Annotated in this window: 24 protein-coding genes; all 24 read right to left on the reverse strand. The window is 48.7% G+C overall.

Features of this window, described 5'->3' with window-relative positions; translation table 11 throughout:
* Positions 1 to 16: 16 nt before the first annotated feature.
* The 24 genes from nuoH to spoIIR all read right to left on the reverse strand — a co-directional run bounded on the left by nuoH (position 17) and on the right by spoIIR (position 20,235).
* On the reverse strand, positions 17 to 1,018 hold the full coding sequence (gene nuoH / locus HT574_RS07400) for an NADH-quinone oxidoreductase subunit NuoH (protein ID WP_026078610.1): 1,002 nt from the start codon (positions 1,016 to 1,018) through the stop codon (positions 17 to 19).
* Positions 1,015 to 2,115, reverse strand: coding sequence for an NADH-quinone oxidoreductase subunit D (locus tag HT574_RS07405; protein WP_175244079.1), 1,101 nt, complete (start codon positions 2,113 to 2,115; stop codon positions 1,015 to 1,017). Before HT574_RS07405 ends, nuoH begins: the two co-directional genes overlap by 4 nt.
* Before the next feature lie 3 nt (positions 2,116 to 2,118).
* Complete coding sequence (locus tag HT574_RS07410) at positions 2,119 to 3,567, reverse strand: NADH-quinone oxidoreductase subunit C (protein WP_175244080.1); 1,449 nt, start codon at positions 3,565 to 3,567, stop codon at positions 2,119 to 2,121.
* Positions 3,568 to 3,570: 3 nt separating this feature from the next.
* A complete protein-coding gene (locus tag HT574_RS07415; protein ID WP_017436864.1) occupies positions 3,571 to 4,083 on the reverse strand; it encodes a NuoB/complex I 20 kDa subunit family protein in 513 nt (170 codons plus the stop codon).
* Complete coding sequence (locus tag HT574_RS07420) at positions 4,074 to 4,442, reverse strand: NADH-quinone oxidoreductase subunit A (protein ID WP_043906249.1); 369 nt, start codon at positions 4,440 to 4,442, stop codon at positions 4,074 to 4,076. The genes HT574_RS07415 and HT574_RS07420 overlap by 10 nt, the downstream gene beginning before the upstream one ends.
* Positions 4,443 to 4,623: 181 nt before the next feature.
* Entirely contained in the window at positions 4,624 to 5,025 is a 402-nt protein-coding gene (locus HT574_RS07425; RefSeq protein ID WP_175244205.1) for a F0F1 ATP synthase subunit epsilon, read from the reverse strand.
* Positions 5,026 to 5,050: 25 nt separating this feature from the next.
* The gene (atpD, locus tag HT574_RS07430) at positions 5,051 to 6,472 is read right to left on the reverse strand and encodes a F0F1 ATP synthase subunit beta (protein ID WP_175244081.1); all 1,422 of its coding nucleotides are present in this window, start codon (positions 6,470 to 6,472) and stop codon (positions 5,051 to 5,053) included.
* 61 nt (positions 6,473 to 6,533) lie between these two features.
* On the reverse strand, positions 6,534 to 7,391 hold the full coding sequence (gene atpG / locus HT574_RS07435) for an ATP synthase F1 subunit gamma (RefSeq protein ID WP_042406766.1): 858 nt from the start codon (positions 7,389 to 7,391) through the stop codon (positions 6,534 to 6,536).
* A gap of 297 nt (positions 7,392 to 7,688) precedes the next feature.
* Positions 7,689 to 9,197 (reverse strand): F0F1 ATP synthase subunit alpha, encoded by a 1,509-nt coding sequence (gene atpA, locus HT574_RS07440; RefSeq protein WP_017436869.1) that lies wholly within the window; start codon positions 9,195 to 9,197, stop codon positions 7,689 to 7,691.
* 25 nt (positions 9,198 to 9,222) lie between these two features.
* The gene (locus HT574_RS07445) at positions 9,223 to 9,759 is read right to left on the reverse strand and encodes a F0F1 ATP synthase subunit delta (protein WP_175244082.1); all 537 of its coding nucleotides are present in this window, start codon (positions 9,757 to 9,759) and stop codon (positions 9,223 to 9,225) included.
* Entirely contained in the window at positions 9,756 to 10,289 is a 534-nt protein-coding gene (atpF, locus tag HT574_RS07450) for a F0F1 ATP synthase subunit B (RefSeq protein ID WP_175244083.1), read from the reverse strand. Before atpF ends, HT574_RS07445 begins: the two co-directional genes overlap by 4 nt.
* Before the next feature lie 298 nt (positions 10,290 to 10,587).
* A complete protein-coding gene (gene atpE, locus HT574_RS07455; protein WP_017436872.1) occupies positions 10,588 to 10,800 on the reverse strand; it encodes a F0F1 ATP synthase subunit C in 213 nt (70 codons plus the stop codon).
* A 52-nt stretch (positions 10,801 to 10,852) separates the two neighbouring features.
* Positions 10,853 to 11,566 carry a F0F1 ATP synthase subunit A gene (gene atpB, locus HT574_RS07460; RefSeq protein WP_175244084.1) on the reverse strand — a complete coding sequence of 238 codons (714 nt, stop codon included), beginning with the start codon at positions 11,564 to 11,566 and terminating at the stop codon, positions 10,853 to 10,855.
* Positions 11,567 to 11,584: 18 nt separating this feature from the next.
* On the reverse strand, positions 11,585 to 11,968 hold the full coding sequence (locus HT574_RS07465) for an ATP synthase subunit I (protein ID WP_175244085.1): 384 nt from the start codon (positions 11,966 to 11,968) through the stop codon (positions 11,585 to 11,587).
* Positions 11,969 to 11,972: 4 nt separating this feature from the next.
* Positions 11,973 to 12,194: an AtpZ/AtpI family protein gene (locus HT574_RS07470; RefSeq protein WP_017436875.1), complete on the reverse strand. Its 222-nt coding sequence runs from the start codon at positions 12,192 to 12,194 to the stop codon at positions 11,973 to 11,975.
* Positions 12,195 to 12,479: 285 nt separating this feature from the next.
* Entirely contained in the window at positions 12,480 to 13,109 is a 630-nt protein-coding gene (gene upp / locus HT574_RS07475; RefSeq protein ID WP_017436876.1) for a uracil phosphoribosyltransferase, read from the reverse strand.
* Between the two features lie 123 nt (positions 13,110 to 13,232).
* Positions 13,233 to 14,471, reverse strand: coding sequence for a serine hydroxymethyltransferase (gene glyA / locus HT574_RS07480; protein WP_017436877.1), 1,239 nt, complete (start codon positions 14,469 to 14,471; stop codon positions 13,233 to 13,235).
* Between the two features lie 93 nt (positions 14,472 to 14,564).
* Positions 14,565 to 15,143: a TIGR01440 family protein gene (locus HT574_RS07485; RefSeq protein WP_017436878.1), complete on the reverse strand. Its 579-nt coding sequence runs from the start codon at positions 15,141 to 15,143 to the stop codon at positions 14,565 to 14,567.
* Positions 15,144 to 15,162: 19 nt separating this feature from the next.
* On the reverse strand, positions 15,163 to 15,609 hold the full coding sequence (gene rpiB, locus HT574_RS07490) for a ribose 5-phosphate isomerase B (RefSeq protein ID WP_017436879.1): 447 nt from the start codon (positions 15,607 to 15,609) through the stop codon (positions 15,163 to 15,165).
* A 94-nt stretch (positions 15,610 to 15,703) separates the two neighbouring features.
* Positions 15,704 to 16,999 carry a methyl-accepting chemotaxis protein gene (locus HT574_RS07495; protein WP_175244086.1) on the reverse strand — a complete coding sequence of 432 codons (1,296 nt, stop codon included), beginning with the start codon at positions 16,997 to 16,999 and terminating at the stop codon, positions 15,704 to 15,706.
* An 11-nt stretch (positions 17,000 to 17,010) separates the two neighbouring features.
* Positions 17,011 to 17,457 carry a low molecular weight protein arginine phosphatase gene (locus HT574_RS07500; protein WP_175244087.1) on the reverse strand — a complete coding sequence of 149 codons (447 nt, stop codon included), beginning with the start codon at positions 17,455 to 17,457 and terminating at the stop codon, positions 17,011 to 17,013.
* Positions 17,458 to 17,615: 158 nt separating this feature from the next.
* A complete protein-coding gene (locus HT574_RS07505) occupies positions 17,616 to 18,170 on the reverse strand; it encodes a manganese efflux pump MntP (RefSeq protein WP_175244088.1) in 555 nt (184 codons plus the stop codon).
* A 54-nt stretch (positions 18,171 to 18,224) separates the two neighbouring features.
* Entirely contained in the window at positions 18,225 to 19,301 is a 1,077-nt protein-coding gene (locus HT574_RS07510) for an L-threonylcarbamoyladenylate synthase (protein ID WP_175244089.1), read from the reverse strand.
* A 160-nt stretch (positions 19,302 to 19,461) separates the two neighbouring features.
* On the reverse strand, positions 19,462 to 20,235 hold the full coding sequence (gene spoIIR, locus HT574_RS07515) for a stage II sporulation protein R (protein ID WP_175244090.1): 774 nt from the start codon (positions 20,233 to 20,235) through the stop codon (positions 19,462 to 19,464).
* Positions 20,236 to 20,262 lie beyond the last annotated feature (27 nt).

The following is a 20,262-nucleotide window of genomic DNA, read 5'->3' on the forward strand; positions in this document are numbered from 1 at the left end:
CTGTCACCCCATTCGATTAGAAAAATAGTTCTTTCACCAATGCCGTCACAAAGATATTGGCAAGCGCAACGGGAAACAATACTTTCCAGCCTAATTCCATCAGCTGATCGGCCCGCAGGCGCGGAAAGGTCGCGCGGAACCAAATGAGAACGAACACGACGACGCTGAATTTGAGCGCAAACCAAACCGGCCCTGGAATAAAGCCTAAAAACATGACCGGATGCCAGCCGCCTAAAAATAGGATCGTCGTCAGGGCGGCCATGGCAAAAAGGTACACGTACTCAGCAAGCATAAAGAACGCCCAGCGGAAACCGGAATATTCGACGTGAAATCCGGCAACCAGCTCGGATTCCGCTTCCGGCAAGTCGAACGGCGTGCGGTTTAGCTCCGAGACGGCCGCGATGAGAAACACGATAAACGCGACTGGCTGTGTAAAAATGTACCATACGTTTTTTTGCGCTTCAACAATATCGTTTAAGTTTAAACTTCCTGTCAGCAGTACGACACCAAGCACGGACATCACGAGCGGAATTTCATAGGAGATCATTTGCGCCGCTGCGCGCATACCGCCAATGAGCGCGTATTTATTGTTCGATGCCCATCCGCCGGTAACGACGCCGATCGTCGTCAGCCCCGAAACGGCAATGTAATAAAGCAGGCCGACGCCGATATCGGCAAACTGAAACGCATCAGTAAACGGCAGCACCGCCAATACCATAAATGCCGGCGCAAAGGCGAGGATCGGCGCCAAAATGAACAACGGCCGGTCTGCCGCTTTCGGAATCGTGTCTTCTTTCAGCAGCAGCTTCAATACGTCCGCCACCGTTTGCAAAAGCCCCCAGCGGCCGCCGACTTGGTTTGGGCCGTAGCGGCCTTGCATAAAGCCCATCACTTTCCGTTCCGCCAAAATGCCGTACGTAACAAAGGCAAGCACCATCAATAGCAGCGCAGCGCCCAGCCCGAAAAAAATGGCCACATTCGTCCAGCTTGGGACGGAATTCAACAATTGTTCCATTATCCGTCGACCTCCCCGAGCACAATATCGATAGAGCCAAGAATGGCAATGACGTTCGCGATATTTTCGCCTTTCAACAGCTTCGGGAGTATTTGCAAATTGTAAAATGACGGCCGACGGAATTTGAGGCGGTACGGCTCTTTCTTGCCGTCGCTGGCAATATAGCAGCCGATTTCGCCGCGCGGCGATTCAATGCGGACGAACGTTTCTCCCGGCGGCGCTTTAATGATCCGCGGCACTTTTCCCATAATTTCCCCGCCTTTTGGAAATTGTTCACATGCTTGTTCAATGATGTTCAACGATTGTTCAATCTCTGCCAGACGGCACTGATAGCGGGAAAAACAGTCTCCGTCTTCCCCGACGGGAATGTCAAAATCAAAGCGGTCATAAATGGAGTACGGCTCGTTTTTCCGCAAGTCCCATTTCACGCCGGTGCAGCGCAAATTCACGCCGCTTAATGAATAGTTAATTGCTTCCTCTTTCGTATATTTGCCGATGCCGATGACGCGATGGTGGAAAATTTCATTCCCTGTCACCAGATCGTGATAGCCGGCGAGTTTTTCGCGCATATACGGGACGAACTGCTTCACTTTTTCGATCCAGCCGTCCGGCGCATCCCATTTCACGCCGCCGACGCGCATATAGTTGAAAGTCAGGCGTGCTCCCGATAGCTCATTTAACAGATTAATAATCATTTCCCGCTCGCGGAACGCATATAGAAATGGGCTGATGGCGCCAAGATCGAGCAAATACGTCCCCCACCAGACAAGATGGCTGGCGATTCTCCCAAGCTCCATTGCCAAAACGCGCAAATATTCTGCTCGTTCCGGAACTTCGATGCCCATCATCGTTTCGACGGCATGGCAAATGACATAGTTATTCGTCATTGCCGACAAGTAGTCCATCCGGTCGGTGTACGGGATGATTTGCGTGTATTGCAGGCTTTCCGCCAGCTTTTCCGTTCCGCGGTGGAGGTAGCCGATGACCGGCGTCGCTTCTTGAATAATTTCGCCATCCACTTTTAAGATGAGACGGAAAACCCCATGTGTGCTTGGGTGCTGCGGTCCTACATTTAAAATCATTTCTTCCGTTCGAAGCATGGGCTATACCTCCACGTCGTATGGTTCATAATCTTTGCGAAGCGGATATCCGACCCAGTTTTCTCCTAAAAGGATGCGGGTTAAGTTCGGATGTCCTTTAAAGCGGATGCCAAGCAGGTCGTACGCCTCGCATTCCGGCCAGTTGGCCCCTTGCCAAAGCGGAACGAGAGAATCAATTTCCGGCTGGTCCCGGTCTATTTTTACTTTCAATGCGACCGCTTGCCGGTTTTTATAAGAATATAAGTGCACATATACTTCCATATGCGTCTGAAAATCGGTTCCATGCAGTTCGGATAAGTAGTCAAAGCCAAGCTGTTCGTTATATTTCAGAAACTCAGCGATTTTGTAGTAGGCTTCTTTTTTGGCGACCAACGTAGGAACGTCTTTGGCAAGGCGGTTGATATAAGCGTCCTCTAGAACATCCTCACCGAGATGTTCGCGGATCACTTTGACATATTTATCAAGAAGAGGCTGATTTGGCGATGGCGTTTTTTCTTGCTGTGACGGTGTTTCCCCTGAAGCTCCTGCCGCTTTCGCCTTTGCTGCCGCTGCGGCTTTTGCTTTTGCCGCGGCAACCGCCTTTGCTTTTGCCTTGGCGAGCTCGTCATCGCTATCAGCGGATGCCCCCGCGCCTGCCTGCTGCTTGGCGAGCGCTGCCGCCTTGGCCTTCGCTGCCGCCGCGGCTTTTGCTTTTGCCGCGGCGATTGCTTTTTGTTTTGCCAGCTCATCATCTGCTCCGCCGCCCGCTTTTTCCTTCGCTTTTTGTTTGGCGAGCGCCGCTGCTTTCGCTTTCGCTGCGGCCGCGGCTTTCTTTTTCGCGAGCGCGATGTCGTCTTCTGCCTCCGCGGCTTGATTGCCTACTGCTTCTTCTTTTTGTTTCCGCAACTCTGCTGCTCTTGCCCGCGCCGCTTCCGCCGCCTTTTTCTTCGCCAGCGCGATGTCGTCTTCCGCCTCCGCGGCGTCTTTCTTGCCTGCTGCTGCTTCTTTTTGTTTCCGCAACTCTGCTGCTCTTGCCCGCGCTGCTTCCGCTGCCTTTTTCTTCGCCAGCGCGATGTCGTCTTCCGCCTCCGCGGCGTCTTTCTTGCCTGCTGCTGCTTCTTTTTGTTTCCGCAACTCCGCTGCTCTCGCCCGCGCCGCTTCCGCTGCCTTTTTCTTCGCCAGCGCGATGTCGTCTTCCGCCTCCGCGGCGTCTTTCTTGCCTGCTGCTGCTTCTTTTTGTTTCCGCAACTCTGCCGCTCTCGCCCGCGCTGCTTCCGCTGCCTTTTTCTTCGCCAGCGCGATGTCGTCCGCTGACGGCTCCGTTTTTTCTTCTGTTACGTCTTTCTTCGCATCGTCAGACCGCTGTTCCGCCTGTTCGGCGGCCTGCTTCGCTGCCAGCCGTTCTCTTGCCAGCTGTTTCGCACGCTCGGCCGCCTCTTTTTTCAGCTGCTGTAAATCTTTTTCCTCGCTCATCGATTACAGCACCTTCTTCCCTGTCTTCGCTTCATAACGAATCTTTTCTTTTAATTTATTAATTCCGTAAATCAACGCGGCGGGATTTGGCGGACAGCCAGGAATATAGACGTCGACCGGCACAATTTGATCTACCCCTTTGACGACGCTGTAGGATTTCACATACGGTCCGCCCGCCGTCGCACACGATCCCATGGCGATCACCCATTTTGGCTCCGGCATTTGGTCATATAAGCGGCGCAGAATCGGCGCCATCTTTTTCGTCACCGTTCCAGAGACGATCATGACGTCGGATTGCCGAGGGGAGGCGCGGAAAAACGAGCCGAATCGGTCTAAATCGTAATGGGCTCCGCCGACCGCCATCATTTCAATCGCACAACAGGCAAGACCGAACGTTAGCGGCCAGAGGGAATTGCTGCGGGCCCATGCCTTTAGCTGATCGAGCGTTGTCAAAAACACATTGCGCTTTACTTCTTCCATCTCCCCTTCAGGGACATCCAGCCATTTTACATCCATTGTAACACCTTCTTTTTCCAAGCATAGATGAGTCCTAAAACGAGCATGAGCACGAAAATAAACATTTCAATGAGAGCAAATAATCCCAATTTGTTATAGGCGACAGCCCATGGATATAAAAACACGGTCTCCACATCAAAAATGACAAACAATAGAGCGAACATGTAGTAGCGCACTTGAAACTGAACGCGCGAATCATGGAACGGATTGTTACCGCTTTCATAAGTGGTTTGCTTTGCTTCGCTCGGAACGTGTGGACGCAATAACTTTCCGAGCGTCAATGCCCCGACAGGAAGCAAAACGCCGATGCATAAAAACACAAACACAATCAAGTAGCTATTGGCGTATACGTTCCCCAACTGCGATACGCTCCCTTCGTTTATAGATATTTCACTTTTTAAAAATATTTCATAATTACAAATTATTTTCACTCCTCATTATAACATTTATATCCAGCAGTGTCGACAAAACCTGGAATTTTACTCATCCGCATAGTAACAATAAAAAAAAAGACGGGAGGAAATACATTTCCTCTCGTCTTTATTTCATTTGCGCTACGTTTAAACGGTTGAGGGCGCGTTTGAGCGCCAGTTCCGCCCGCTTAAAGTCGATATCATCCTGCTTGCTTTGCAGACGCCGTTCCGCGCGTTCTTTCGCCGCTTTTGCGCGGACGACATCGATATCTTCCGCTCTTTCCGCCGCTTGTGCCAAAATCGTTACTTTGTCAGGGCGGACTTCCAAAAATCCGCCACTGACCGCGATATATTGCGTTTTCCCCTCTCTTTTGAGACGAACAGCGCTGATCTCCAGCGGAGCGACAAGCGGAATATGCCCTGGTAAAATGCCAAGCTCTCCGCTTTTTGCTTTCGTGCTTACCATTTCTACGTCCGCTTCGTATACCGGGCCATCAGGAGTAACGACACTGACTTTGATCGTTTTCATCATGAAATCCTCCTATGTCCCTCAATTAAACTTCTACGCCCATTTGCTTCGCTTTTTCAACAACTTCTTCAATGCGCCCTACCAAGCGGAAAGCATCTTCAGGGATATGGTCATATTTTCCTTCCAAAATTTCTTTGAAGCCGCGTACCGTTTCTTTTACAGGCACATAGGAACCTGGCTGGCCGGTAAACTGTTCGGCAACGTGGAAGTTTTGCGATAAGAAGAATTGAATGCGGCGAGCGCGATGAACGACAAGTTTATCTTCATCGGACAGCTCATCCATACCGAGAATCGCGATAATATCTTGCAATTCTCTATAGCGTTGCAACGTTTGTTGTACTTTACGTGCCACTTGGTAATGTTCTTCGCCGACAATTTCAGGCGCAAGCGCGCGAGATGTGGACGCCAGTGGATCCACTGCTGGATAAATACCCATTTCCGCAAGTTTCCGTTCCAAGTTTGTCGTTGCGTCCAAGTGAGAGAACGTTGTTGCCGGCGCTGGGTCTGTATAGTCGTCCGCTGGTACGTAAATCGCTTGAATGGATGTGATAGAACCCGTGGCTGTAGAAGTAATCCGTTCTTGTAATTGACCCATTTCTGTCGCAAGCGTCGGTTGATAACCTACGGCAGAAGGCATGCGGCCTAATAGCGCCGAAACCTCAGAACCAGCCTGCGTGAAACGGAAAATGTTGTCGATAAAGAGCAACACGTCTTGTCCTTGCTCGTCGCGGAAGTATTCCGCCATCGTTAACCCTGTCAACGCTACGCGCATCCGTGCACCAGGCGGCTCGTTCATTTGTCCGAATACCATCGCCGTTTTGCTGATAACGCCAGAATCTTTCATTTCATGGTAAAGGTCGTTTCCTTCACGCGTACGTTCCCCTACGCCAGCGAATACAGAAATACCGCCGTGCTCTTGCGCAATGTTATGAATCAGTTCTTGGATTAAGACCGTTTTTCCTACACCGGCACCGCCGAATAGACCGATTTTTCCACCTTTAATGTATGGAGCGAGCAGGTCAACGACTTTAATGCCTGTTTCCAAAATTTCTACTTCTGTTGCAAGTTCTTCAAACTTTGGCGCCGGGCGATGGATTGGGTCACGACGCGCATCCGCTGGAACTTCCCCTTGCATGTCGATCGGTTCCCCTAATACGTTGAATACGCGGCCAAGGGTGACTTCTCCGACCGGAACCGAAATTGGCGCGCCTGTGTCAATGACTTCCATTCCACGAATCAATCCGTCTGTCGATGCCATCGCAATCGTACGGACCGTATCGTCGCCAAGGTGAAGTGCTACTTCCAATGTCAAGTCGATATCGACTTCGTTTTCGTTACGCGCTTTATGTTGGATTTTCAGAGCGTTGTAGATCGCAGGAAGATGCCCGTTTTCAAACTTTACGTCTACAACCGGACCCATAACTTGAATAACGCGTCCTTTTGTCATCGTTTTCCCTCCTAACTTGCTAGTTGAACATCAGTACCTAATTGCCGCTTCCGGTTCACCGTTATTGCAACGCGTTTGCTCCCGCCACAATTTCCGTGATCTCTTGAGTAATGGCTGCTTGACGAGCACGGTTGTAGGAAAGGGTAAGCGTACGAATAAGCTCGTGCGCATTGTCCGTCGCATTTTTCATCGCCGTCATCCGTGCTGCATGCTCGCTTGCTTTCGCATCTAACAGCGCACCGTAAATAAGGCTTTCCGCATATTGCGGCAAAAGCACATCTAAAATTTCTTCTTGAGAAGGCTCAAATTCATACGTTGTCCGTTGTTTGTTATCGACCAAATCCGTTAACGGCAACAGCTTTCTTTCCGTTACCTCTTGCTGAATGGCACTGACGTAGTGGTTGTAGTACATATACAACTCATCAAACGTACCATCTGCAAACAAGCCGACTGTCTTATTCGCAATTTCTTTAATATCCGCAAAAGAAGGTTGATCCGGCAACCCAGTAATATTTAAAACGACCGGGAAATTTCTCTTTTTGAAAAAGCTTAAACCGATACGTCCAATGACAATAACCGCATATTCCTCCGGCGATTGATGGCGCTGTTGAATCGTTTGGTACACGGTGCGAAGAACGTTGCTGTTATACGCTCCGGCCAAGCCGCGATCCGATGTGATCACCAAATAGCCTGTCTTTTTCACCGGGCGCGTCACTAGCATCGGATGAGTCGCATTTCCGGCACCAAGGGCGATGTTCGCAACGACTTCTTGCATTTTCTCCATATATGGGACAAACGATTTCGCGTTCATTTCCGCGCGGTTGAGCTTCGAAACGGAAACCATCTCCATCGCCTTTGTAATTTGGCTCGTTTTCTTCGTTGCGTTGATGCGCTTCTTAATATCGCGTAAGGATGCCAAAGGTTTCACCACCTTTTTTCTGCACGAAATCTAAGAATAGAGGGGGACAGAAGCCGTCAGTCTTCTGTTCCACCCTGGTTACTAAAATTTATAAAAATCGACTCATCGCGATGGAACCGGGAAACACCGCTTGCCGCTCGGGAAACACCTGAGTTCCATCAGGAAGGGAATTCCTCGTGTCTCACCTACTGTGAAAGACAACCCGTGGCTCGCCGTTAGCAACGGCGCCTGTCGTGCACCATTCCTTCCATCGGTCCGTACACGACAACGATTTTAGTAACCAAGTATACGCCACTTTTATTGGGAAACGACAAACGTTTTCTTGAACGCTTCGATCGCTTTGTTGAAATCTTCTTCGTTTGGAAGATCTTTTGTTGTACGAATATGTTCAAGCAAGTGCTGGCCGTTTTGGTCGAGCCATAAGAAGAATTCTTTTTCAAAGCGGCGAATATCTTCGACTGGAATGTCGTCTAAGAAACCGCGAGTAAGCGCGTAAATAATCGCTACTTGTTTTTCTACTGGAATCGGTGCATGCAAGTCTTGTTTTAACACTTCTACCGTACGAGCACCGCGCGCGAGCTTCGCTTGTGTCGCTTTATCAAGGTCTGAACCGAACTGTGCGAACGCTTCAAGCTCACGATACGCCGCTAAGTCCAAACGAAGTGTACCCGATACTTTTTTCATCGCTTTAATTTGTGCCGCACCACCGACGCGGGATACGGAAAGACCAGCGTTAATCGCCGGGCGAACGCCGGAGAAGAACAGGTCTGATTGCAAGAAGATTTGTCCGTCGGTAATGGAGATAACGTTCGTTGGAATGTAGGCGGAAATGTCGCCCGCTTGTGTTTCGACGAACGGAAGCGCTGTTAACGAACCGCCGCCTTTGGCATCGCTTAATTTTGCCGCACGCTCTAACAGACGGGAGTGCAAGTAGAAAATATCCCCTGGATATGCTTCACGGCCTGGCGGACGGCGAAGCAAGAGCGACAATTCACGATAAGCTGCCGCTTGTTTAGACAAGTCGTCGTAAACAACAAGCACGTGCTGGCCTTTATACATGAAATATTCGCCCATCGCTACACCCGCATATGGCGCAAGGAATAACAACGGAGCTGGTTGTGATGCAGATGCCGTTACAACGATCGTATAATCTAGCGCACCGTGTTTCCGCAACGTTTCAACAACCGTACGGACCGTTGATTCTTTTTGCCCGATTGCGACGTAAATACAAATCATATTTTGATCTTTTTGATTGATAATCGTGTCGATCGCAACCGATGTTTTCCCCGTTTGACGGTCTCCGATGATTAACTCACGTTGACCGCGGCCGATTGGCACCAATGCGTCAATCGCTTTAATCCCTGTTTGCAGCGGTTCATGAACCGATCTCCGGTCCATAACACCCGGTGCTGGGCTTTCGATCGGACGAGTTTCTGTCGTTTCGATTGGACCTAAACCGTCGACTGGTTGTCCTAGAGGGTTGACAACACGGCCGATTAACGCTTCCCCGACAGGCACTTCCATAATCCGGCCTGTACGGCGCACTTCATCGCCTTCTTTAATCCCTGTATACGGACCTAAAATAACGATACCGACGTTATTTTCCTCCAAGTTTAACGCCATTCCCATCACGCCGTTGGCAAACTCAACAAGCTCCCCGGCCATGACGTTGTCCAGTCCATGAGCGCGCGCAATTCCGTCACCAATTTGAATAACGGTGCCTACATCGCTTACTTGGATTTCAGACTGGTAGTTTTCAATTTGCTGCTTAATGAGCGCGCTGATTTCTTCCGCTCTGATGCTCATGCCTTTCACCCCTATCTTCAAATCTTTAGCCAATAAGCTGTCGTTGAATCCGTTCTAATTGTCCGCTGATGCTGCCATCGTAAATGCGGTTGCCGATGCGCAGCTTCACGCCGCCGATTAAGCTTGGATCGACAATATTTTCAATATGAAGCGTCGTTTTGCCGATTTTTTTCGCAAATACTTCGGAAAGCGCACGTTTTTCCTCTTCCGTTAACGGGCGCGCCGAATACGCAGTTGCTTCAGCAACGCCGCGGGCTTCATTCACTAGCTCAATAAACTGCTCCGCCAGCTCTGGAACGATGTCGATACGGTGGCGTTCCAAAAGCAGCAGCAATGTATTTCTTAACGGGATTGAAACCGCCGCAAATGTTTCTTGAAGAAGCGCCTTTTTCTTTTCCAAAGATAGCTTCGGATACGTCAATAACGAAAAAAATTGCTCATTTTCCGCCAACGCTTGGCGCACGGCGCGAATTTCCTCTTCTAACTGGTCCAAAAGCTGCTTTTCGAGCGCAATTTGAAAAAGAGCTAACGCATACCGCTTTGCTATAATTTCTTTGTTCATCGACCTTCTCCTACCTCTTGAATGTACTCGCTAATCAGCTTCGCTTGATCTTGTTCGGTTAACTCTTTTTCAATTACTTTGGAAGCAATTAATACAGATAGTGAAGCGACTTGCTCACGCAGCGCAGCCATTGCTTGCTCTTTTTCGCGTTCGATTTCTTTTTTCGCCGCTTCTTTTAACCGTTCTGCTTCCATACGGGCAGAAGCGATAATTTGCTCTTTTTGCTCTTCCGCCAGCTTGCGTGCATTTTCGATCAACTCTTGCGCTTCTTGGCGCGATTGTTTCATTAGCTCACGCTGCTCCTGAAGCAGTTTTTCCGCTTCTTGGCGATGCTTTTCCGCCTGGTCAATTTCATTGGCAATGTGCTCTTCACGCTGTTTCATAATATTCATTAACGGCTGCCAAGCGAATTTGCGCAGCAAAGCCAATAAAATAATAAACATGAGCAGCTGATAAATAATGTCGCCGCTGTTGATGCCTGTATGATGCGCGGCTTCGCCCAGCGCCAATAGTTTTGCATTGAATAACACCGCGTTTCACTCCTTTCGATAGCTATGCGCAACTACCCTCTAAAGCCGGGGGATTCTGACGCACGAAAGCGTTTTTTCTGCACCTATGTGCAGGCACTTACTCTTGTTCCGTTAAGTATCCTGGGTAAACACCTCACCGGTGTTTACGGTTCAAAGACGTTTCCTGCTTCACCCAATGACTGAAACCATCGTGGGTATATACTTTTCGACAAACGTTTCCATGTTGAAAATACACACATAAAGGAATGGCGAAGGTGATCGTCGACACGAACTTCGCCATCATCAAAAAAGTATTTCGTTATCTGTTCATGACGATGAAGGAAATAACGACACCAATGATCGGCAGCGCCTCAACTAACGCAACCCCGATAAACATCGTCGTTTGCAACACAGGACGCAATTCTGGTTGACGTGCAATCCCTTCTACTGTACGACCTACGATTAAACCGTTACCGATACCAGCACCAAGTGCCGCTAAACCTACTGCAATCGCAGCTGCAATTAAATTCATAGTAAATATCCTCCTTTTTCCTTATTCGTTTTGTATAGTGAAGTTTTTATCATTAATGGTCTTGGCTAACTTTATGGGCCATATAAACCATTGTTAACATCGTGAAAATGAATGCTTGGATACAGCCGACGAAAATACTGAATGCTTGCCACGCCATCATCGGAATCGCGCCGCCAATAGCGCCAAGCACTCCATGGTTTGTCCCAAGCCCTGCTAGCAATCCTAGCAAAATTTCACCAGCGAAAATGTTGCCGTAAAGACGCAAACCCAGCGTCAACGTATTGGCAAATTCCTCAACGATTTTCAATGGGAACAAGAAAGCCATTGGCCGTGTGTAATCGCGCATATATTCAGATACGCCCTTCATTTTTATGCCGTAGTAATGGGTAAGCCCCACAATCATCACGGCGAGCGTGAGCGTAATCGTGGCATCCGCTGTCGGCGACTTCCACCAAAGTTCATCGCCTACGCGCACGGAAAACGGCAAGCCGAGCATGTTAGCGACAAAGATGTACATGATGAGCGTAACGCCCAGCGTTAAAAAACGGCCTCCCGTTTGCCAATCCATCGTGCTATTGATGATTCCTTTAACGAAATCAAACACCCATTCGATGAAATTTTGCATCCCTGTCGGGCGCAACTGCAGAGAACGCGTCGCCGCGATCGCAATGATAAATACGATCAAACTGGTGACCGTAATCATTAAAACGTTAGATAAGTTAAATGTGAGTCCTAAAAACTCATAAATCGGTGCTCCGTGTTGCAACCATCCCTCACCTCTCTTTCATGCATGTTGCCCATTATTTTTCAATTTTTGCAAAAGAAAATCTATTATAATGACAATATAGGATGTCATTAATCCCAGCACTACAGGCACGATGGCGAAATATTGCGGATATTCGAGGGCGACTGCCGCCGCCAGCGCCGCTAAAGCCAAGCGGGAAAGCGTCCCGATCGTACGCACTTTTTTGCGTTCCAACACGGCTTGTCCTAATTTATCGATTTTCCGCGTTAAACTCCATAACATAAAAATGCTAATGACAGTTCCAAGTATTAAACTTAAAAAAAATGTTTTATACGCCGTAAACCCCCACCCTAACGTATAAAGCGAAAGCAAATACAATATGTATTTGAGCTGCCGCAAAAACATCTGCTGGAATTTCTCCATGTTGCTACTCCTCTGGGAAATATTGGCGGATTAAACGCAACATTGCATATACTCCAGTTGCTAGCCCGATCAACAGACCGATAATGAGAAAAATCGGCTCGGTATGAAATTTGTCGTCGATCCATTTTCCACCAAATACTCCTACTAAAATCGAACCAACCAACTGGGATACGATGGCGGACATAAGTGCCATCGCTTGAAACGGGTGGCGTTGTTTCGGACGCATAGCGCATACATCCTTAATTAAAATTTATTTTTCTAGTTTTTTAACCTTTTAACAACATGAAAACCTTATCATATATCCCCTGTAAAGCATACAATACCGCATGGTCAATGTCAATGCGTTTCAGCGGAAAAGTATATTATAACAAATAAAATATTAAAAATTTGTGACATTTTATTAATTTTCTTTTCACTACAATAGTGTATAATGATATATTTACTTTTTTAGACACAATTTTAAAAAAAACGGTATCACTTCTCAGAAATGATACCGTTCTTCCATGTCGTTTTATTTTGTGCCAAACAAACGGTCGCCGGCATCGCCGAGCCCTGGGACGATATAGCCGTGGTCGTTTAATTTTTCATCGAGCGCCGCAATGTATATATCGACGTCCGGGTGCGCATTTTTTACTGCCTCCACCCCTTCTGGAGCGGCGATTAAACACATAAATTTAATGCTTTTCGCACCGCGCTTTTTCAAAGCGTTGATCGCTTCTATCGCCGATCCTCCGGTGGCCAGCATTGGGTCAACGATAATAAAATCGCGTTCTTCGACATCAGTCGGGAGCTTGACATAATATTCAACCGGCTTTAACGTTTCCGGATCGCGGTACAAGCCGATATGGCCGACTTTCGCCGCCGGAATTAATTTTAAAATACCGTCCACCATGCCAATGCCGGCGCGCAAAATCGGGATGACGCCGAGTTTTTTCCCAGCGATCACTTTCGCTTTCGCTTTGCTGACTGGGGTTTCGATTTCGACTTCTTCAAGAGGGAGGTCGCGCGTAATTTCAAATGCCATCAGCGTAGCCACTTCTTCTACTAGTTCACGGAACTCTTTCGTGCCGGTGTTTTTGTCGCGGATGTAAGTGAGTTTATGCTGGATGAGCGGATGATCGAATACATATACTTTTCCCATTTTGCACTCTCCTCTTTGTAAACAAGTTTGCACTTCCATACATTCTACCGAAAAATAAAAGTATATTCAACCGCAAACCAAAAAGCGCACCTCTAAAGGCAATCCTTCGAGGTGCGCGTCCGTTTATTCTTGGTACAACGGGAATTTTTCTGTTAAGGCTGCCACGCGTTGCCGCGCTTCTTCAAGCTTTGCTTCATCTTCATGATGTTTTAAGACGAGGCTGATGATGCTTGCGATTTCATCCATTTCTTCCAAACCAAACCCACGCGTCGTCACCGCGGCGGTGCCAATGCGGATGCCGCTTGTTACAAACGGGCTTTCCGGATCGTATGGAATCGTGTTTTTGTTCACGGTAATGCCGACTTCATCCAACACTTTTTCCGCCACTTTTCCAGTTAATCCTTGCGGGCGCAAGTCAACGAGCAGCAAGTGGTTGTCCGTTCCGCCGGAAACAAGGGTAAAGCCTTCGTTTTTCAATGCTTCGGCAAGGCGTTTCGCGTTGTTGACGATATTTTGCGCATACGTTTTGAAGTCATCTTGCAACGCTTCGCCGAGCGCGACCGCTTTGGCGGCGATGACGTGCATGAGCGGCCCTCCTTGAATGCCTGGGAAGATCGCTTTATCGATTTGTTTGGCAAACTCTTCTTTGCAAAGAATCATCCCGCCGCGCGGACCGCGGAGCGTTTTGTGCGTTGTGGTCGTCACAAAATGCGCATATGGCACCGGGTTCGGATGAAGACCTGCCGCAACAAGACCTGCAATATGCGCCATGTCTACCATCAAGTACGCGCCTACTTCATCGGCGATCTCCCGGAACCGTTTGAAATCGATGATGCGCGGATAAGCGCTCGCCCCAGCGACAATTAATTTTGGCTTATGTACGCGCGCCTTTTCAAGCACATCGTCGTAATCAATAACATGGGTTTCTGGGTCGACGCCATACTCGACAAAATTGTATTGAATGCCGCTGAAGTTGACCGGGCTGCCGTGTGTCAGATGCCCCCCGTGCGACAAATTCATGCCGAGCACCGTGTCCCCATGCTTTAACACAGTGAAATATACCGCCATGTTTGCTTGCGCGCCGGAATGCGGCTGAACGTTGGCATGATCGGCGCCAAACAATTTTTTTGCCCGCTCGCGCGCCAAATCCTCAACGACGTCGACGTATTCACAGCCGCCGTAGTAGCGGCGTCCCGGATAGCCTTCCGCATATTTATTCGTTAACACAGAACCTTGCGCTTCCATGACTGCGCGGCTGACAAAGTTTTCTGATGCGATCAATTCGATTTTTGAATGCTGCCGTTTCCGTTCGTTTTCAATCGCGGCAAATACTTGCGGATCTTGTTGTGGCAAGTAGTTCATCACTAGCTCCCCCTTAATGCGAAATATATGAATATTCCTTTTTATTTTATCAGCTTTTTACGATTAGATCCAAAGAAAAAATGAACAAAATGATTAAGAAGTGCAGGAAGCATTCGGGTTTTCTAAAGAATAGACGGCTCGGGCGCCGCCAATCAGCTTCGGTCGCGTTTTCGCCAAGGTTACGTGGGCATGTCCGACCCATTTCAGCGAAACGCGCACCGGAACGGCGACATGTTTTAAATGCATGCCAATCAGCGTATCGCCGATATCGATGCCGGCGTCAGCTTGAATAAATTCGACAACGACTGGATCAGCGAGATGGCGGTACGCATAGGCGGCCATCGACCCGCCCGCCGACGGGACAGGGATGACCGAGACGATTTCGAGCTGGCGGGATAAGGCGGTTTTTCTTTCGACAACGAGGGCGCGGTTTAAATGTTCGCAGCATTGAAACGCAAGCTGGATCCCGGTTTCGTCATGCCACTTTTTTAGTTCAGCAAACAGCATTGCCGCAACTTCCGTCGAGCCGGCCGTGCCAATTTTTTCGCCAATCACTTCGCTCGTGCTGCATCCGATGACAAGAATATGCTCGGATGAAAGCGGGACCTGCTGGCGAAATTCGCGCAAAATCGTCTGCCATTGTTGCTGCCATTCGGCTAGTAGGGAAGACATGGCTGCGACTCCTCCCATTTTACAAATACTTGTTTTCGTATTCGCTAATTTTCCCGATCCGCCGCGCGTGGCGGCCGCCTTCAAACTCCGTCGTCAGCCATGCTTTGGCGATTTCGCGCGCCAGCCCCGGTCCAATGACGCGTTCACCCATCGCTAAAATATTGCTGTCATTATGCTGACGCGTCAGTTTGGCGCTGTATACGTCGTGGCAAAGCGCACAGCGAATTCCTTTCACTTTGTTGGCGGCAATCGTCATGCCAATTCCCGTACCGCAAATTAAAATGCCGCGGTCCACTTCGCCGCGCGCCACTTTCTCCGCGACGGGAATCGCGTAATCCGGATAATCGACCGACGTTTCGCAGTTGCAACCGAGGTCAATGTATTCAATTCCCATTTCATCCATTAATTGTTTAATTTCTTCGCGAATGTGGATTCCGCCATGGTCTGAGGCAATCGCTACTTTCATGCTTTGCTTCCTCCTTTGTTTCGTCATCATGCAAAAAGGCCGCCTTTTTTATTCATTTTACCTCTTTCTATTAAAAAAGGCGACCTTTCTTCCTTTATTTTGTGCTAAATTGGGCAATCGTTGCTTTTAATTTTTCCGCTTGTTCCGCGAGTTCGCGGGCGAGTTCATTGACATGGTCAATAGCGGAAGTTTGCTCCTGCGTTGCCGCCGCCACTTCCATCGCTCCAGCAGAAGTTTGTTCGGCAATCGCCGCGACTTCTTGCGATTGTCCTGCCGCTTTTTCGATATGGACCATTTGCTCTTTAGCCAAATCAGCAATTTCATGGACGGCGCGGACCACTTCATGAATCGATTTTGTCATATCGGCAATCGCCGCGTTTGTGCTGGCGCCTTTCGCCGCTTCTTCATTGGCCGCTTGGACTTGTTCATAAATTTGCGCGACAACGCGGCTGACTTCTTTTTGGATGCTTTGAATCAGCTCCGCTATTCCTTGCACAGCCTTGGCACTTTCATCGGCGAGCTTCCGCACTTCCTCGGCGACCACAGCAAAACCTTTTCCATGCTCCCCGGCGCGCGCTGCTTCAATCGAAGCGTTTAAAGCGAGCAAATTCGTTTGCCGGGCAATATCGCCGACAAAGGAAATAATGTTTTCGACTTCTTTGGCGTGCCGCTCAAGCCGCTGCACAGCCGTTAAAGACATCTGATGATTGTGCGCCAATTGTTCGATGCCGCCGATCAGCGAGCTGATTACTTCGCGGCTTTTATGGAGCGCGGTTACCATTTCTTTCGCTAGTTGCTCTGACTGTCCCGCTTTTTCCTGCACTTGCCCGGCGATGCGAAGAACATCTTCGACCGACTCGGCGGCCGTCTGCATCGAGGCGGCGGAAGCGTTCGCCCCTTTGGAAATTTCGTCAATCGTGTACGCGATTTCTTTCGAACGTCCCACGGCAACGTCAGAAGCGTTCGTAATTTCCACGACTTTCTCATTCGTACGGGCAAAATTGTCTTCGATATTGCGTATAATCGACCGCAAACTGCACAGCATTTCGTTAAACGCGAGACCTAATGAACGAATTTCATCACTCGATTTCGAGAGCGGGACATCTTCGTTAATTTGCCCGCTTGCCGCTTTCATCGCCGCCTCTTCCAAACGCAGCAGCGGTTTCGTAATCACCCCAGATGCCATATAGGCGAGCACGCCGGACCAAAAAATCCCGAGCAGCAAGATCCAAATGGTAAACACGTTTTCAGCTATCGAGGAGAAAAATACATCATACAAAATGTAAAGAAAAAACGCGCTGGTCGAATAGGTGATCAGTGCTAATGAGGTAGTGAATACAACGAGCTTGAGGCGCAAGCTAAAACGATATCGTTTGTTTCTCCTTTCCATATCCCTTCCCCCTATGGATTTCCCCCTAGTTTCTCGATAAGGCCGTCAATCAATGCGGCAAGCTCATCCCTCGTCTGGCGGTATATTTCTACCGATCCGCCAAACGGGTCGGATACATCGCCCTGTTTTCCGGAAACAAATTCTTTCAGCGTAAACGTTTTCTCTTTCGCTTCGGGAAACTGCCCGATAATAAGCTGCTTATGTCCTGCGGTCATCGTCAAAATATGGGTCGCCCACTCGACGTCTGCCTTCTTTAATAGCGAAGAACGATGATTGGCGTTAATCCCTTTTTCTTTCAACACCGCTTTCGCATGAGGCGAGGCATCGCTCCCTTCTATGGCAAATACCCCCGCCGATTTCACTTCTACATCCGGCAGCCGCTTATGCGCCAAAAGCGCGGCCGCCATCGGGCTTCGGCATGTGTTTCCCGTGCAAACAAATAAAATGCGGTACGACATAGCAACACCTCTTAACTTTGTTTATCGCTCCCATCCGCGATAAGATAATTATATAATAAAATTTACCAACAAATATAGCATCGCATCAAAAAAGCTTTCCCAAAAAGTGGACTCCCTTCTTTTTGGAAAAGCTTTTTCGTCTTTCCACTTATCAAAAATCAAAAGGAAAACAACAGCTTTAAACCGAAAGCGAGCAAAATGCTGCCGCCAAGCGCCTCACCGTAAGCGCCAAGCCACTGCTGAAAATGGCGGCCCAGCATTAGTCCCGCCCATGTCAACACCATGCTAAAAAAGCCAAACAATAAGATCGTCAGCATCGTTCTTGCTCCGAAAATGCCGAGGCTAAGCCCGACGGAAAAACTGTCGAGACTCACGCTGAACGCAAAAAAAATAAGTCCTATTCCTTTTGGCGAAGCGGATGCATCGCCTTCCTTTTTAAACGATGCGACAATCATTTGAATTCCCAACAGCAGCAATAACGCCCCGCCGATATACGAGGCGATGCTGCCAAATTGACGGGATAAAAAACGGCCGACAACCATGCCGAACATCGGCATGAGAATGTGAAAAAGACCGATCATCACGCCTATATAAAAAATTTGTTTCAAGCGCAAGCGCAGCAAGCCCATGCCTAAGGCGACGGAGAATGCGTCCATTCCCAATGCAAACGCCATCATCGATAGCGCTATGATTTCGCCGATGAACATGCTCATTTGCTTTCCCTCCCCGGACTGGCTTACTGCTAACATATGCACGTCCGGGAGCGTTTAGAAGTGTGTTTCCCCTTCCACAATCACTTGATGACCAGCCGCTTTTTGCAGCCGGTTCATAATCGCTGTCCCGATTCCTTCTGCCGGGAACGATTCGCTATAGATGATATCGACATCCGTTTGATCAAATTGGCGCAGCGTGTCATATAAATGGCTGGCTACCGTATGTAAATCGTGCCGCGACCCACAGGCCAATACGGCATCGGCGCGGTAAAATGCAAGGTTTTCTTCCGTTGTCAGTACGCCGACCTTTTTGCCGAGCGCCCGCTGCTTGTCAACAAGCGTCTGCAAAAAAGAAGGGGAACCATACACAATCATCATTGGTGATTTCGGCGCGTAATGTGTATATTTCATTCCCGGCGATTTCGGCGCCTCCTGTTCGTTGGTAACGGCGCTGCCATCGACGACCGTGCCAATCACTTCTGCGAGTGCTTCTTTTGTAATGCCGCCCGGACGCAAAATGGTAGGCACTTTCACCGTACAGTCAAGCACCGTCGATTCCACGCCAATTCCTGTTTCGCCGCCGTCGACCACACCGGCAATGCGTCCGTCTAAATCATCAAGTACATGCGCTGCCATTGTCGGACTTGGGCGGCCGGATCGATTGGCGCTTGGGGCTGCCAGCGGCAGGCCGCTTTCCCTGATGAGCGCAAGCGCCACCGGGTGTGCCGGCATGCGCACGGCCACCGTTGATAAGCCGGCGGTCACTCGATCAGAAATGACGCCTTCTTTTTTCGGCAAAATAAGCGTCAGCGGCCCCGGCCAAAATCGCTCGATCAGCGTGTTAGCGATATCGGGAACGTCAGAAACGATGGACTCCAGCTGTTCACGGCGGGCGATATGGACAATTAACGGATTGTCGCTTGGACGGCCTTTGGCCGCAAAAATTTTCTCGACCGCTGTTGTATTGGTGGCATCCGCTCCTAATCCATAGACGGTCTCCGTCGGGAAGGCGACAACTTCTCCACATTGCAGCAGGCGGGCAGCTTCTTTTATTTGTGGATAAATGTGTTGCTTATCAACAACATTATCCACAATCCAAACATTTGTTTTCACTTTATTCACCTCTACCATTGTCATTGCTTCCTAGTAAATTTCTAAAAAACATTCTAGTCTTACAAAGAAAAAAAGAAAAGCTTTCCATACAGTTATCAACAACATGTGAATAAATATGTTATTTTTGTGGACAACTTTGTGGATATATACGTTATCTTCCCCATTCATCCACAGTTCGTTACGGAATGAGATAACTGATCAGTTCTTTCAAGAAAAACTTTATTTTTACCGGCTGTTCCTGCTCCGCGACAAATGGGGAAGCCGTTGGTGCAACGCCTGCTTGTTTGACCTCCTTGTTGACCGCTTTGCTGCCAGCATCTTGTTGACCGTCCGTTTCCGCTGTTTCCTTGTTCTCGTCGTCTGTTACAACATCAGTTTTCCGGCTTTGTCCGCTTTTCTTATCTTTTTCCTCATTTTGAACGGACGACGCTTCACTCATTTGCACCGCATCGCTATTGGAAAAATCGAGGAAACAAAGCGGCGGGAATAACACGCACCACCAGTTGGCTCCTTTTCCTTCGCCGAGCGTAATCAAAACAGCATCATATTTTCCAGCTGGATATATAAAATTGCCGTAAATTTTCGTCGGAAAATCGACCCGGCCGAATTTGACTTGATACGACTGATCGCTATGTTCTTTTCGAAGTACGTCTGCAACCGTTTGTTCAATTTCAGGAAGATGGGATTGAATAACCCGCTTTGCCTCGGCAAAAGACGTCAAATCAGCAACCCACTTCGTAATTTTGGCATTGACCGCATCGCGGACTTTATGTTTCAGCTCTTGGTCTTCGGCGGAGTCGCTGTTGGCTAAAATGCGCAGGCGGATTGCTTTATCGGGAATCGCCACCGTGGCGTTTGCCCCTGCCTCTGTTTGATGGCCATATACATTGACGAGTACACCAACCATTAATAGTAATATATATAAAACAATGGCAAGCTTTTTTTGGCTCATTGTTTGACACCGTCCTTTCACTCTTCA

This window comes from Parageobacillus sp. VR-IP (genome assembly GCF_013357975.1).
GTDB lineage: Bacteria > Bacillota > Bacilli > Bacillales > Anoxybacillaceae > Saccharococcus > Saccharococcus caldoxylosilyticus.